Source organism: Micromonospora trifolii, assembly GCF_050516465.1.
GTDB lineage: Bacteria > Actinomycetota > Actinomycetes > Mycobacteriales > Micromonosporaceae > Micromonospora > Micromonospora trifolii.
Genome location: NZ_CP191526.1, coordinates 5,741,014 through 5,755,770, shown reverse-complemented (window position 1 = coordinate 5,755,770; position 14,757 = coordinate 5,741,014). Strand labels below are relative to the sequence as shown.

Genomic DNA, 14,757 nt, shown 5'->3' with positions numbered 1-14,757 from the left:
CTCGGACGAAAGCCCTGAACGGGGATGAATCAGGGGCCGCAAGTGCAAGATCGTGGGGTGTGGCGGGCGGGGTCGTACGATCGCAGCCATGAGCGGGCACGTGACGGGGGCGGTGGCGGCGCTTGCCGACGAGTTACCCCGCTGGGTTTCACTACTGCGTGCGCCGAACCCGGGGCCGATGACCCTCGACGGCACCAACACCTGGGTGCTGCGCGCCCCGGCGGCCGAGTCCGGCATCGTGGTCGACCCGGGGCCGGCCGACGAGGGGCACCTGACCCGGATCGCCGAGCACGGCCCGGTCGGGCTGATTCTGATCACCCACGGCCACCCCGACCACACCGAGGGCGCGGCCCGGCTGAGTGAGCTGCTCGGCGGCGTGCACGTGCTCGCCGTCGACCCGGCGCACACCATCGGCGGCGATCCGCTGACCGAGCCGGGCGAGCATTTCGGCAGCTTCGGTCTGGCGATCCGTCTGCTGGAGACTCCGGGGCACACCGCCGACTCGGTCTGCTTCCTGGTCGAACACGACGACGAGCGGGTGGTGCTCACCGGTGACACCATCCTCGGCCGGGGCACCACCGTGGTCGCCCACCCGGACGGGCACCTCGGTGACTACCTGAGCAGCCTGGAGACGCTGTCCGCGTACCGGGGAATCCCGGCGCTGCCTGGACACGGCCCGGCGCTGGCCGACTGCGCCGCCGCTGCCGACTTCTACCTCGCCCACCGCCGGGCCCGGCTCGACCAGGTCCGGGCGGCGGTCGCCGCCGGCGCCCACACCCCCGCGGACGTGGTGGCGGCGGTCTACGCGGACGTGGACCGCTCGCTCTGGTGGGCGGCCGAATGGTCGGTCCGCGCGCAGTTGGAGTATCTGGGCGTCGACACCGGGGAATCCGCGCCCGGGGTCAGTGGGTTGGAGCACATGTGACCTGCCCCGTGTGTGGAACCGTTGCCGTTCCCGGCGCGCGGTTCTGCCACAACTGTGGCGCCGCGCTGCCGGCCGCCGCCACGTTGCCGGCGGCCGAGCGCCGGGTGGTCACCGTGCTCTTCGGTGACCTCTCCGAGTTCACCTCCTGGTCGGAGGACCTCGACCCGGAACGCGTCGGCGCGGTCACCGACCGGGTGCTCGCCGCCCTCGCCGGTGCGGTGAAGACGTTCGGCGGGCACGTCGACAAGCTGACCGGTGACGGCATCATGGCGGTCTTCGGCGCCCCGGTGGCGCACGAGGACGACGCCGAACGCGCCGTCCGGGCCGCCCTGTCCATGCAACGGGCCGTCCGCCGGGTGCTCGACGACGAGCGGGGCGGCGGCGCGCCGCTCGGGCTGCGGGTCGGGCTGAACACCGGCGACGTCATCGCGGGCATCCAGGCCGCCATCGAGTACACGGTCATCGGCGACACTGTGAACACCGCGGCCCGGCTCGCCGACGCCGCCGCCGTGGGAGCCGTCTACGCCGGTGGACGCACCGCCGCGGCCACCAGGCACGTCGCCTCCTGGCGGGCACTGCGCCCGCTGCGGCTCAAGGGCAAGCGTGAGCCGGTCGAGGCGTACGAGCTGCTGGGTCTGCTGGACGCGCCGGGCACCCGCTCGGGGCTCGGCGACGAGGCGCCGTACGTCGGCCGGGAGACGGAGATCGGTCGGGTCGCCGGCCGGCTCGCCGAGGTGATCGACCAGGGCGACCCACGGGTGCTGCTGATGACCGCCGAGGCGGGCATCGGCAAGTCCCGGTTCGCCGCCGAGGTGGAGCGCCTCGCCGCCGGGTACGACGTCGGTGCCGGCCGGTACGCGGCGCACACCGGGGCCCGGGTGCTCTCGGTGCGCTGTGCCGCGTTCGGGGAGCGGCGACGGCTGGCGCCCCTGGCCGACCTGGTGCGGGCCGCCGTCGGCCTGCCCAGCGACGCCTCCACCGCGCTGACCCGGCCGGCGGTCGAGGAGCGGCTGCGCCGGCTCGGGCAGCGGCTCGCCCGCTCCGGTTCGGAGACACCGCCGATCGCCACGGAGCAGCTGCTCGCCCTGCTCGGCTACGCCGAACTCCCGGCGCACGGTGGCACCGACAGCGGCGAGTGGGGCGGATCGGGCACTCCGGCCGCGGACGCCGAGGTGGTGCCGAACGCGGTCGCCGACCTGCTCAGCGGTCTCGCCTCGGAGGCGCCGCTGGTGATCGTGGTGGACGACCTGCACGATGCCACCGCCGAGACGATCAGTGCCCTCGGGCTGACCCTGTCCAGGCTCACCGGCCCGGTGCTGGTGCTGCTGCTCGGCCGCCCCGAGCTGGTGCGTACCGCTGGCGCGCTGACCCGTGTCGCGGACGCCGAGGTGCACTCGCTGCCGCCGCTGCGCGGTGCCGACGCGGCCCGGCTGCTCACGACCTACCTCGGCGGCGGCAAGCTGCCGCAGGCCGACACCGACAGGTTGCTCGCCACCGCGCAGGGCAATCCGTTCTACCTCGCCGAGCTGGTCACCCTGCTGATCGAGCGGGGCGCGCTCACCACCGAATCGGTGCGCGGCGCCGCGTCGGCGCGAGGTGCCGCCGTGGAGCGGCCTGGCTCCGGCGAGCGGGAGCAGAGCGGGTCGACCGGCTGGCGGTTGGTGCCCGGTTCGTTGGGCAGCCGGCTGCTCTCCCGGGACCTCGCCGCCGTGCTGGCGGCCCGGATCGACGCGTTGCCGCCGGACGCCCGGTCGGTGCTGCGCGACGCCGCGGTCACCGGTGACACGGTGCCGACCGGCGCGTTGGAGGCGATGCGCGAGCAGCGCGGCGGTCGCGACGGCCGGCCGTCGGCAGTGGTCGCGGTCGAGCTCGACCGGGCGGTCGAGGAGTTGCTGCAACGCCGCATGCTGCACCGCTCGCGTGCCGGCTACTCGTTCGCCACACCGCTCATGCGGGAGGCCGCGTACGCCGGGGTGAGCAAGGCCGAGTTGGCCGAGCGGCACGCCGCGCTGGCCCGCTGGGCGGCGCCGGCGGACGAGACCACGCCCAGCACTGTGGGCGGGTTCACCGACGAGGCCCGGGACGACTTCGTGGCGACGCACGTCGAGCGGGCCGCCACGCTCGCCGACGCGGTGAAGCTGCGCCCGGACGCGCCGGCCCGGGCGGTGGTTCCGCTCGGCGTCGCCGCGCTCGGTCGGGCCGCCCGTCGGTCGCTCTCCGCCGGAGAGCCGGCAATGGCCGTCGAGTACGCCGAGCGCGCCATCGAACTGGCCCGCGACGGGGTGCCGGCAACCGATCGGGTGGTGCACGCTCGGGCGTTGCTCCAGGTCGGCCGGGTCTCCGACGCGTTGGCGTACGCCGAGAAGATCGCCGCGAACGCGGGGGACGAGGTCACCCGGGTCAGCGCCCTGCTGTTGGCGGGGCAGGCCCAGGAGACCCTCGGCGACCAGGGCCGGGCGGTGACCGCCTGGCAGGAGGCGTTGCAGGTGGCCACCGAGGGTCGGCTGCCCACGCAGCGCGCCACGGCGATGCGCCGGCTCGGCATGGCCGACTTCGTGGCGGGGCGGCTGAGTCAGGCGAGCAGCCGGTTGGCTGCCGCGTACCAGGTCAGCCTCGGCGCGCAGGACCGACGCGGGCAGGCGTGGTCCCTGCAGAACCTGGCCTGGGTGACCACCACCCGGGGTGACTTCGCCGGCACCGACGCGGTGCTCGGCCGGGCCGCCCGGCTCTTCGCCGAGCTGAAGGACCCGTACGGGCGGGCCTGGCTGCGCGGCACCACGGCGTTCGCCCGACTGCTCGCCGGCCGGCTGCGGGAGGCGTGTCGGATGGCGCAGGTGTTCCTGCCGTTCGGCGAGCGGGTCGGTGAGGCGTGGGCGGTGGGCACGTTGCGGGCGGTGGCGGCTTTCGCCACGGCCGAGCTGGGTGACCTGGCCGAGGCGGACCGGGAGGCCCGGCGGGCGTACCGGGAGTTCGCCGCCGCTTCCGACGACTGGGGGCGTGGGTTCGCCCTGGTGGTCCGGGCAGTGGTGGCGCGTGGGTTGGGCGAGCCGGAGCACGCGGCGGACCTGCTCACCGACGCCCTGGCGTACGCGGAGCGCACCTCGCATCCGCTGCTCACCGGGATGGCCGGCACACTGCGCGGCTTCGTCGCGTTGGACATGGGCGACTGCGAGACGGCCGAGCGGGTGGCCCGCGCCGTGCTGACCGCCGTGGAGCCCCACAACCCACAGGCCCCGGCGCAGGTGGCGCCCCGGGTGTTGCTGGCGACGGCCCGTCTCGCCGCCGGCGACTCGGCGACCGCAGTCGGGCTGCTCGCCCCGGTGGCCACGGCCGCCGCGAACGCACCCTCGCTGCTCTTCTCCCGCCGCCAGACGATGGCCCAGTACGCTGCGGCGCTGCTCGCTCACGGTCAGCGGGAGCAGGCGTTGGACTGGGCCCGCCGGGCGGTCACCGCACCGGCCGAGGACGTGCGCAGTCAGGTGATCGCGGCGAGTGTGCTGGCGGAGGCGTTGGCCGCCTGCGGTCGCCCGGCGGAGGCGCTGTCCTGTGCGCAGGAGGCGGTCCGCCTGGCGTACGCCACCGAGCAGCGCAGCGAACGCGCCGCAGCCGACGCCCTCCACACCCGCCTGACCGCCCTGGTCTAACCCCATCCCTGCCCCACTCTCACCCTCCGCTGTTGATCAAGAGGTTTGCGTCAGCAATCGGGTTGTCGATGACCGGAATATCTTGATCAACTTGAACCAGGGAGGGCAGTTTGCCGGTTCTGGGGATGTGGTGGTCGGGGTGAGCGGCTAGCGTGTCACCACCGCGTACGGGTCCACAGTGGTGACCGTCGCCGTGCCTGGGGAGGCCCTTCATGAAGCTGCCGCGATCCATCGCGGGCTGGACCATCGCGGTCTTCGGCGTGTTGGCGCTGGTGATGGGCGCGGTTGGGCTGCTCTGGCCGGAGGCGCAGCTGCGCATGCTCGGGTTCGAGGTGCCGGCGACGCGAGCCGTCGGTGACCACACCGGGACGTTCCTGCTGGCGTCCTCGATGGCGGCCTTCAACATGGGCGTCTACTACCTGCTCGCCACGGTGACCGAGTGGCGGGCGTTCTACCGGTTCACTGTGGTCTTCCGACTGGTCACGTTCACCGTGTTCGCCATCGCGGTGCTGGCCGACATCGCTCCCGACCGGTTCTTCGGGGTGGCGGCGTGGGAAGGGCTGGGCGCCGTGGCCACCGCCATCGGTCTGCGTCTGGACGCCCGCCGGGGCATCCCGGCCGGCGGGGTCGGATCGTCCGAGGGTGTCGGGACGACTGCGGTCGCCGAGGAGGGTACCGGTCCCGCCGGTGCCGCTCCGGCGGACGCGGTGCGCTGAGCCATCGGTCGGGTTGGGTATTTTCGAGCGGTGACCGACACCCCGACCGGCGGCCTGCCAGTGCCGATCGTGCCCGGCCTGACTGATTTGCGGGTCTTTGCCCGGGGCGGGTACGCCACCGTCTACCAGGCCACCCAGATCTCCGTGGGTCGCGAGGTCGCCGTCAAGGTGGAGAACCGGACGCTGGACAGCGAGCGGGATCAGGCCCGGTTCCTGCGCGAGGCGCGGGCGGCCGGCCGGATGTCGTCCCACCCGCACGTGGTGGACCTCTTCGACGTGGGTGTCACAGTCGATCAGCACCCCTACCTGATCATGGAGCTCTGCGACGGCTCGTACGCCGAACGGATGCGCACCTCGCCGCTCGGCCCGGTGGAGGCCCGCGACCTCGGTATCAAGATCGCGGACGCGCTGGCCCACTCGCACGCCGCCGGGGTGCTGCACCGGGACGTGAAGCCGGCCAACATCCTCTACTCGCCCTTCAACTCGGCGGTGCTCGCCGACTTCGGGCTCGCGGTGCTCGCCGAGCACCGGGACGCCTCGGTCACCCTGGAGGTGCTCACCCCGGCGTACGCGCCGCCGGAGATGTTCAGCCACAGCCCGCCGTCGCCGGCCGTCGACGTGTACGCGCTCTGCGCCACCCTCTACGCGGTGATGCACGGCCGGCCGCCACGCTGGCAGTCCGAGCGGAACCCGAGCCTGGTCACCGTGCTGGAGATGTTCAACCAGCCGCTCCCCGCCCTGCCCGGGGTGCCGGACGAGCTGATCGACGTGCTGCGCGTCGGCATGGCCAACGATCCGGGCGAGCGTCCCTCGGCCGTGGAGTTGCACGACCTGCTCACCAACCTGCCACTCGGCTCGCCGGCGACACCGGTCAGTGGCGCTCCGGTCAGCGGTGCCGCGACGCTCTCCGGCCCGTACGCGGCCAGCCAGCCGGTGCCTCGATCGCCCATCGAGGACACTCAGCGCGCCGACCCCGCCGGTCGGCGTTGGCGGCGCTGGCTCTTCGGCGGTGCCGGGGTGCTCGCGCTCGCCGCCTCCGCGACCGCCGGGGCCTGGGTCGCCGACCGGGCACCACCACCCGCGCCGTACCCCTCGGCCACCCAGATCGCCGCACCGGCGACCGGACCGTTGCCCGGCTGCGCGACCGGCACCGGTGCGCCCACCGCCCTGCCCGAGGGTGCCCGGTGCCTGCCCGAGCTGGAGTGCTTCGGCCCGATGCGGATCCGCGGCAGCCGCGCCGAGGCGGCTCGGCTGTCCTGCGCCGGCCGTCACACCTGGGAGACGTACGCCGAGGGCATCCTGCCGGTGTCGCTGGTCGGGGCCGACTACGACGAGGTGGCCGCCGCTGAGCCGGTGCGGCAGGTTTGTAGCGCCACGACGTTCCGGTTGACCACCGGGATCGCCGAGGCGACCGGCTGGCACCTGGAGGTGCTACCGCCGGTCGACGGCAGCATCGACCGGACCTACCGGTGTCTGGCGGGGCGCGGCGTGGACGCGCTCTCCGCACCAACGCTCACCGGCCGCTGAGCCCGTTCGGCCCGCGTCGGCGGTCACGCACCGCACGCAACGCGTCCCGGGGGTCCAGGGCGTCGAGGGTGTCCGCGTCGATCCCGTACGGCATCAGCTCGGGCGGCCCGACGGCAGCCGACCGGTCCGCCGGCTCGGGATCGTCGACCTGGCGAGCGGCGGAGACCGCGACCCCGGCAATCATGGTCATTAGCACGCAGAGTAGCGCGAGAACCACGCCGAGGAGGTCCTGTCGGCGCCACACGACCAGCATGACCAGCGGCGCGAGGGCTCCCAGCGCCGCGAGCACCGCGACCGTGCGCGCATCGGGTCGGGACAATCGGCTCACCCGTCCAGCATGTCGTGACGAGGCCGGCTGTCAACCGCCGAGCCGACCGCCGCGCCGATAGACGTCGATCCGAGCGGCCCACTCGACATGGATCGCCGCACCCACACGGATTCGACAAGAACGGCTACTCTCGGTGTTCCGCAGGCTCTTCCGGCAGCGAGGTCGCCCATGAACTCAGGCAGTTCGCAGTCCCGGCTCCGCTCGTTCGCGTCGACGCTGGCGGTCGCCCTCACTCTCGTGCTCGCCGCCGCGGCCGGTTGCGACAGCCGGAAGGAACCGGACCTGCCTTCCGTGCAGGAGAAGATGCGCGAGACGCACATCTACGGTCAGTCGAAACTGCGGGTCGGTGTCGCCACCAACGAGCCGTTGATGAGCGAGCTGCGCAACGGCAAGCCGGTCGGCTTCGACGTCGAGATCGCCCGGTACATCGCGGCCTCCCTTGGCTACGAGGGGGATCAGCGGCTGGAGTTCGTACCGGTGGCCACCGAGGAACGGATTCCCGCGCTACAGGGCGGGACTGTCGACCTCGTGGTGTCCAGCTTCTCCATCACCGAGGAGCGCAAGAAGGTGGTGAGCTTCGCGGGGCCGTACTTCGTCACCACCCAGGAGGTGATGGTGCCGGCCCGGCTGAAAGGCAAGATCAGCACGATTGAGGACCTTCGTAACCCGGACTACAAGATCTGCACGAGCGGCGGCTCCACCTCCGAGGCGGAGCTGGGGAGTCACCAGGTCAAGGCGCTGGTCGTGAAGACCGTTGGGGACTGCGTCGCCGGCATCCGAACGGGCCGCTACGACGCGGTCAGCTCCGACGAGACGATCCTCGCCGGTTTCCTGGCGCACCACCCGAAGGAGTTCGAGATCGTCGACATGCCCTTCGGCACCAGCGAGTTGCTGGGCATCGGCGTGCCGATCGGCGATCCCGCCCTGCGCGACCTGGTCGCGTTCTTCCTGCAGAAGAGCTACCAGCAGGGGCGCGACGAACAGGCGACCCCCTGGCAGACCGCGTACAACCGGACCCTGGGCCCCTGGCTGAAGGCCGAGAAGCGCCAGCCGCAGCCGCTGGAGGTGCCGAAGCTGGTCGACTTCGACGACAAGGCGCCCGCGAAGTGAGCGCGGCGCCGACCGCAACCGGCGGCGACGGGCCGGTCCCGCCGCCCCGCACGTCAGTGCCCGGCGGCGCCGCGTCGACAATCGACGGTACGGCCGCAGCGCCGCCGGCCGTCGATCGCCCAGCGGCCGGAGCTGGAGGTGAGGGTGCCTGGCCGGCCGCTGTGCCGGTCGCCGAACCGGCCGAGCTGGTCGTTGCCGCGGTCGAGCCCGGGCGGGTCCGCTGGGATCCGGCGGAGCGGCGCGCCCGCGCCAGCCAGTCGTTCTGGACGGCAGTGGTGGGCGTACCGGCGATCTTCTCGGTGCTCCGCCTCGGTGTGGAGGCCGGCGGGGAGCTCCAGACCACGCTGCTGCTGGTGGCCAACGTCGGGCCGGTCAACCTGCTCGCCGGTTTCCTGACCACGGCGGCCCGGCTGCTCTCCACCGGCCTGGTCGCCGTGTTCGCGCTCGGCGCGGTGCTGGCCGTCAGCGCGGATCGACTTCCGCCGGGCACCCGTCGCCGCCCACTCTTCGCCCGCTGGGCCGACATCACCCCGGCCTGGGTGGTGCTGGCCAGCTTCCTGCTCGCCCTGATCACCTGGCCGTTGCTCTACCTTCCGCTGCTGTTGCCGGCGTTCGTGGCCGCGTTCCAACTGCGCCCGGGGCGGCTGCACGAGCGGGTAGCGCCTCGGCTGCTGCTGATCGGCGCGCTGCTGGCCGGGTACGGCTGGCTGATGCTGCCCACGATGCGCGACGCGATGCGGCAGGGCGACGAGTGGCTGGTGCTGGTGCTCATCGTGGTGCCTCCGCTGCTGGCCCTGTTCATCGCGGGGCCGCTGCCGGGCATGGTGATCCGGCCGCTGGCGTCGGTGACCGAGGTGGCGGTGCTGGCGACCCTGATCTGGGCCGCGGTGCCGGTGATCACCACCCCGGTGTTGCCGCTGACAGTCACCACAGTGGGCCCGGAGAGTGGGCCCACCGAGGACGTACGCGGGCACGTGGTCACCACCGACGACGTCAACATGGTGATCCTTCAGGAACGGGGCGGCGTCCGGTACGTCCCGGTCGGTCTGGTCCGCGCCCAGGTGCTCTGCCCGAGCGAGGAGGAGTTGCCCCGCCACCAACTGCGCATTCACGACTTCCACGTCGAGGATTCGCTGTTGGAGGGCATGGGTCGTCGGGTCCGCCCGGTCCACCGCATCGACGCCGCCTGCCGTACCCCGGCCTGACGCCCGTCTGAGGAGGGCAGCGCGTCGCCTACCGTGCCCGGCGGTTGGCCCGCACGAGCGCGACGGTGGCCAGCGGCACGCTGACCGCGGCGAAGGCCGCGACACCGGCGAGCAGGTAGGCGGTGCTGTGGTTCTGCGGGGCGCGGCGATCGGCCACCTCCGCCTCCGGGTCCTGCGGGTCGTAGACGATCGGGATCTCGTCGCCCACCGCCGGAGCGGCACCCGGCGGCTCGTCGCCCTGACCAACCAGCGTCTGCGCCCGCCGCCCGTCCGCGGTGTCGAACTCCACGTGGATGCGGCCCTTGTTGACCTTGACGATTTGGGCGGTGGCCTCCACCCCCCGGTCCTGTAGCGCCTTGTCGTTGCTCCACACCGTCCAGGCGGCGATGGCGAAGCCGATGACGACGACGAGGCCGAGCCCGGCGAACAGCGGTGCCGGCGGGCGACGGGTTCGCAGCAGATCCATGCCGCTCTCCATGTCCGGCGGGGCGGGCCGGTAAACACGAGTCGGATTGTGGCGAGCATCCACTCGTATATACAGTCGCACGGTATATGCTGCGGGGATGGCGAAAGCTTCCCTGCACGAATCCACCTACCTGATCCTCACCGCGCTCGTCGAGGCTCCACGGCACGGGTACGCCGTCCTCGAGGAGGTCCGCCAGATCTCCGATGGGCGGGTCGACCTGCGCGCCGGCACCCTCTATGCGGCCCTCGACCGGCTGCGGACCGAGGGCCTCATCGACATCGAGCGCGAGGAGCAGGTGCAGTCCAGGTTGCGCCGCTACTACCGACTCACGGCGTCGGGGGCGCAACGACTCGCCGAGGAGTCGGCGCGGCTGCGGAGCAACGCCGACGCGGCGAGCGTGCGACTGCGCCGCGCCGGTCTCATCGTCGACGGGGGTGCGGCATGACGTTGGAACACGGTTACCGGTGGCTGCTGGCCTGTTATCCCCGCGCCTACCGTCGTCAGTACGAGGACGAGCTGATCGGGGTGCTGCTGGACGACGCGTCACCGGGCCAGCGCAGGCCTGTGCCGCGAGACGTGCTCGCCCTGCTCGGCGGGGCGTTGCACGCGCATGTCCGCCAGGCTGGTGCGCGATTCTCGGGCGATGCGTGGCGGGAGGCGGCACAGGCGCTCGGCCTGATCGCCGCGTTGATGTTGTTCGTGCGGGATGCGCGCGTTCCGGTGCTGCACCTCGCCATGTTCGCGGACAGCTATCCCGAGGGGTTGGGAGAACCGTTCGTCCTGTGGCCGGTCGGTTTCGTGGCGCTGCTGTGGCTCACCGTGGCGGTGTCGGCCGTGTTCGGGTGGGGCCGGGCAGCAGCCGCGATCGCCGTCTGTTGCGCGGCGTTCGAGGTGGTGCGGGTCGCCGAGGATTACGGGCAATATTCCACGGTGCGCAATCTCTGGCCCGCCGTGCTCGCCGCGATGGTTCCGCTGGTGCTGGCCGTCCGTGCTCCCCGTTCCGCGACGGCTTCCCTCGCGCGCTGGCGGCTCGGCGCGCTGGCGGCGGCGACGCTGGTCAGCGTCGGTGCTCCGAGCATCGCCCAGGTGACTGGTGCTGATGACTCGACGACTCCCGTTTACGGCACGTGGATCTTCACCGTCGGCGTCGGCCGGATCGAGGCGATCCTGTTGATCGCGGGATACCTGCTCTTCGCCCTTGTCATCCTGTCGACGCCGGCGGTGTTGCGGCGACGCCTGCTCGCCCTTGTGGTTCCGGTGGGCGTCACGTTGGTGCTCACCCGGGTGGGGCTCGGCACCACGGGGACGTTCCTGGAGCGTTCCACCCACGACGGTGTCCTCGATGCGCTCACCCTGGCGCAGTGGCTGACCCTGGTGCTGGCGCCCGCGCTGCTCTTCGCGGTGGCCGTGGCGATCCTGCACCAGCGGGAGCGCTCGGGCGCACAAGGCGCGTGAGGAGGCCGCGCGTCACGCGGCCGAGCGGCTGATCGACTCGGCTTCCTGAAATCAGGGGTATCGCTGGCCCTCGGACACCCCGGAACCCAGGAAACCGAGTCGATCAGCCCCGGGCGCGCTGGCCCGGGTCAGTACGACTTGTCCTGGCCGAGGACGTGTTGGGCCACGAAGTTGAGGATCATCTCGCGGCTGACCGGGGCGATCCGGCCGGCCCGGACCGCGCCGAGCAGGGTCGCCACCCCGTACTCGGTGGTCATGCCGGCCCCACCGAGCACCTGCACGGCGGTGTCCACGGCGAGCGCGGCGGCCTCCCCGGCCGCGTACTTGGCCATGTTGCCGGCCACCCCGGCCTCCAGGTCACGGCCGGCGTCGTACAGGGTGGCCGCCTTCTGGATCATGAGGCGGGCCAGCTCCACCTGCACCGCCGCGTGTGCCAGCGGATGCGACACCCCCTGGTGCGAGCCGATGCTCCGACCACCCCAGACCTTGCGGGTGGCGGTGTACTCACTGGCCCGCTCGATGGCGTACCGGCCGGTGCCGGCGCCCATCGCGGCCACCGTGATCCGCTCCGGGTTGAGCCCGGCGAAGAGCGCCGGCAGCCCGGCGTCCAGCGACTCGCCGAGCAGCGCGTCGGCGGGTACCCGCACGTCGTCCAGGTAGAGCAGGAACTGGTTCTCCGGGGACACGATCTCCATGTCCAGCTTGGAACGGGTCAACCCGGCCGCGTCGGTCGGCACCAGGAACAGCGCCGGCTTGAGCCGCTGCGGAGACGTATCCCCTGAGCCGGCCGAGCCTTCATCGACGGCGACACGGGCCACCACCAGCACGTGACCGGCCTCGTCGACGCCGGAGATGTAGCACTTGCGGCCGTTCAGCAGCCAGCCGTCGCCGTCGCGGCGAGCCACCGTGCCGAGCCGGTGGAAGTTGGAACCGGCCTCCGGCTCGGTGATCGCAAAAACGATCTTCTGCGAGCCGTCGGCGAGGCCCGGCAGGTGCCGCTTGCGCTGCTCCTCGGTGCCGTGCCGACTGAGCACGGTCGCCGCGATCGCGGGGGAGACCACCAGCAGCAGCAACGGGCAACCCGCCGCCGCCAACTCCTCGCAGACGATGGCCAGCTCGGTGATGCCGCCGCCCCCGCCGCCGTACTCGGTGGGGATGTTGACCCCCAGGTAGCCGAGCCGTCCGGCCTCCGCCCACAGCTCGGTGGTGTGTTCGCCGGCCCTCGCCTTCTCGACGAAGTAGGAGTGACCGTACCGGCGGCCCAACGCCCGCACGGCGTCGCGCAGCTGGTCCTGCTCGGGGGTGAGGTCGAAGGTCATCGGGGGTCCTTTTCGTCGACAACGGCCAACACGGCGCCCGTCTGCACCTGGCCGCCGGTTGGCACCGGCAACTCGGCGACCACGCCGTCGATCGGGGCGAGCACGGGATGTTCCAGCTTCATCGCTTCCAGCGTGAGCAGCGGATCGCCGGCGGCGACCCGCTGGCCGACCTCGACGTGCACCCTGGTCACCACGCCGGGCAGCGGCGCGAGCAGCGACCCGGCCGCCACCGCCGCTGTGGGCAGCGGGAGACGCGGCAGCTCGACCAGGCTCGCCGCCCCGTCCGGGCCGTCCACGAAGACAGCCGACCCCACCCGGTGTACGCGGTACGCGCGCCGAACCCCGTCGACGTCGAGCATCACCCGGTCCGGGGTGGCCTCGACCAGCGCCACTATGGGCTCACCCGCCGACCCGGTGGTTTCGGTCGCTGTCGGTCGCTCGGGAGCGCCTTCTGCCGCTGACGTGCTGGACCATTCGGCGAGTCGGCCGGTCCGGTCCAGCCGGTAGCGGATCTCGATCTCGTCGCCGTCCGGCCCGACGAAGCGGCTGACCTGCGGGACTGCGGGCACGTTGCGCCAGCCGGAGGGGAGCCCGGAGAGCACCGGCGCGGTCGCCCGGCGCTGGGCGGCAGCGGCCAACGCCGCGGCGAGGGCGGTGATCGGCAGCCGGTCGGCGGGGAGCAGCGGGGCGAAGACCTCCGGGTGCCGGTCCAGGAAACCCGTGTCGATCTCCACGGCGGCGAACGCGGGGCTGCGCAGCACTCGGACCAGCAGGTCCCGGTTGGTGGTCACCCCGTGCAGCTCGGCCCGGGCCAGCGCGCTGGCCAGCAGCCGGGTCGCCTCCGCGCGGGTACGACCCCAGGCGATCACCTTCGCGAGCATCGAGTCGTAGTGCACCCCGACCACCGAGCCGGCCAGCACACCCGAGTCGAGTCGCAGACCCGGCCCGGCCAGCCCACCGAACTCGGTCGCCACCGCGCCGACGCTGAACCGGTGCAGGGTCCCGGTGGCCGGCCGCCAACCCGCCGCCGCGTCCTCGGCGCAGAGGCGTACCTCGATCGCGTGCCCGGTGCTCGCCGGCAGGGCCGCCGGCAACGGCTCACCCTCGGCGACGAGCAGTTGCAACCCCACCAGGTCCAGCCCGGTGCACAACTCGGTGACCGGATGCTCGACCTGAAGTCGGGTGTTCATCTCCAGGAAGAAGAACTCGCCGCCCGGAGCGAGCAGGAACTCCACAGTGCCCGCGCCCAGGTAGTCGACCGCGCGTCCGGCGGCCACCGCCGCCTCGTGCAACGCCGTCCGCACCCCGTCCGGAACGACCGCCGGCGCCTCCTCGACGATCTTCTGGTGCCGGCGCTGGATCGAGCACTCCCGGTCACCGAGGGCCACCACTCGACCGTGGGCGTCACCGAAGATCTGCACCTCGACGTGCCGGCCGCGCTCGACGTACCGCTCGATGAAGACAGTGCCGTCGCCGAACGCGGCGGCCGCCTCGCGGCGCGCGGAGGCCACGGCCTCGGCCAGTTCGTCGGCGGTCCGGACGATCCGCATGCCCCGGCCGCCACCGCCGGCGGATGCCTTCACCAGCACCGGGAAGTCGGTGATCTCGTCGGTGTCGGTCCAGCTCGGCAGCATCGGCACGCCCGCCTCGGCGAGCAGCGCCTTCGCCGCCAGCTTGTCGCCCATCGCGGCGATCACCTTGGCCGGCGGCCCGACCCAGGTCAGACCGGCGTCGGTCACCGCCGCCGCGAACTCGGCGTTCTCGGCGAGGAAGCCGTAGCCGGGGTGGACGGCGTCCGCGCCGCTGCGGCGGGCCGCGTCCAGGATCAGGTCGACCCGCAGGTACGTCTCGGTCGGCGAACTCCCCGGCAGGCGTACGGCCTGGTCGGCCTCGGCCACGAACGGCGCGTCGGCGTCCGCGTCCGAGTGCACGGCGACGGTCTGCACGCCGAGCGCTCGGCAGGTGGCGAAGACCCGACGGGCGATCTCGCCCCGGTTGGCCACGAGCAGTCTGTTGATCATGGTCCCCTGAGCCTGCCTCTCATTCGCGACTGCGGGACTCC

12 protein-coding genes are annotated in these 14,757 nt (G+C 72.7%); 8 read left to right on the top strand and 4 right to left on the bottom strand.

Annotated features, from left to right (window positions below; all coding sequences use genetic code 11):
* Positions 1–88: 88 nt before the first annotated feature.
* From ACQRWP_RS26780 to ACQRWP_RS26765, 4 genes are all read left to right on the top strand, one after another.
* Positions 89–925: an MBL fold metallo-hydrolase gene (locus tag ACQRWP_RS26780; RefSeq protein ID WP_430498657.1), complete on the top strand. Its 837-nt coding sequence runs from the start codon at positions 89–91 to the stop codon at positions 923–925.
* Positions 922–4,569, top strand: coding sequence for an adenylate/guanylate cyclase domain-containing protein (locus ACQRWP_RS26775; protein WP_430498655.1), 3,648 nt, complete (start codon positions 922–924; stop codon positions 4,567–4,569). The genes ACQRWP_RS26780 and ACQRWP_RS26775 overlap by 4 nt, the downstream gene beginning before the upstream one ends.
* A 212-nt stretch (positions 4,570–4,781) precedes the next feature.
* Positions 4,782–5,285, top strand: coding sequence for a hypothetical protein (locus tag ACQRWP_RS26770; protein WP_430498653.1), 504 nt, complete (start codon positions 4,782–4,784; stop codon positions 5,283–5,285).
* A 30-nt stretch (positions 5,286–5,315) separates the two neighbouring features.
* The gene (locus tag ACQRWP_RS26765) at positions 5,316–6,812 is read left to right on the top strand and encodes a serine/threonine-protein kinase (protein ID WP_430498651.1); all 1,497 of its coding nucleotides are present in this window, start codon (positions 5,316–5,318) and stop codon (positions 6,810–6,812) included.
* On the opposite strand, the gene ACQRWP_RS26760 is transcribed toward ACQRWP_RS26765, so the two are convergent.
* Positions 6,799–7,140, bottom strand: coding sequence for a hypothetical protein (locus ACQRWP_RS26760; RefSeq protein ID WP_425695709.1), 342 nt, complete (start codon positions 7,138–7,140; stop codon positions 6,799–6,801). The genes ACQRWP_RS26765 and ACQRWP_RS26760 overlap by 14 nt on opposite strands.
* A 168-nt stretch (positions 7,141–7,308) precedes the next feature.
* On the opposite strand from ACQRWP_RS26760, the gene ACQRWP_RS26755 reads away from it, so the two are divergent.
* Together ACQRWP_RS26755 and ACQRWP_RS26750 are read left to right on the top strand one after the other, a co-directional pair.
* A complete protein-coding gene (locus tag ACQRWP_RS26755; protein WP_430498648.1) occupies positions 7,309–8,250 on the top strand; it encodes a transporter substrate-binding domain-containing protein in 942 nt (313 codons plus the stop codon).
* Positions 8,247–9,455, top strand: coding sequence for a hypothetical protein (locus ACQRWP_RS26750; RefSeq protein WP_430498646.1), 1,209 nt, complete (start codon positions 8,247–8,249; stop codon positions 9,453–9,455). Before ACQRWP_RS26755 ends, ACQRWP_RS26750 begins: the two co-directional genes overlap by 4 nt.
* A 28-nt stretch (positions 9,456–9,483) precedes the next feature.
* Here ACQRWP_RS26750 and ACQRWP_RS26745 read toward each other — a convergent pair whose 3' ends face one another.
* On the bottom strand, positions 9,484–9,921 hold the full coding sequence (locus ACQRWP_RS26745; RefSeq protein ID WP_430498645.1) for a hypothetical protein: 438 nt from the start codon (positions 9,919–9,921) through the stop codon (positions 9,484–9,486).
* 97 nt (positions 9,922–10,018) lie between these two features.
* On the opposite strand from ACQRWP_RS26745, the gene ACQRWP_RS26740 reads away from it, so the two are divergent.
* Positions 10,019–10,366 (top strand): PadR family transcriptional regulator, encoded by a 348-nt coding sequence (locus ACQRWP_RS26740; protein WP_410822265.1) that lies wholly within the window; start codon positions 10,019–10,021, stop codon positions 10,364–10,366.
* 80 nt (positions 10,367–10,446) lie between these two features.
* Complete coding sequence (locus tag ACQRWP_RS26735) at positions 10,447–11,376, top strand: hypothetical protein (RefSeq protein WP_430498642.1); 930 nt, start codon at positions 10,447–10,449, stop codon at positions 11,374–11,376.
* 128 nt (positions 11,377–11,504) lie between these two features.
* Here the strand turns inward: ACQRWP_RS26735 and ACQRWP_RS26730 are convergent, their stop codons facing one another.
* Together ACQRWP_RS26730 and ACQRWP_RS26725 are read right to left on the bottom strand one after the other, a co-directional pair.
* The gene (locus ACQRWP_RS26730; RefSeq protein WP_430498641.1) at positions 11,505–12,695 is read right to left on the bottom strand and encodes an acyl-CoA dehydrogenase family protein; all 1,191 of its coding nucleotides are present in this window, start codon (positions 12,693–12,695) and stop codon (positions 11,505–11,507) included.
* Entirely contained in the window at positions 12,692–14,716 is a 2,025-nt protein-coding gene (locus ACQRWP_RS26725; RefSeq protein ID WP_430498639.1) for an acetyl/propionyl/methylcrotonyl-CoA carboxylase subunit alpha, read from the bottom strand. The genes ACQRWP_RS26730 and ACQRWP_RS26725 overlap by 4 nt, the downstream gene beginning before the upstream one ends.
* Between the last annotated feature and the right edge of the window lie 41 nt (positions 14,717–14,757).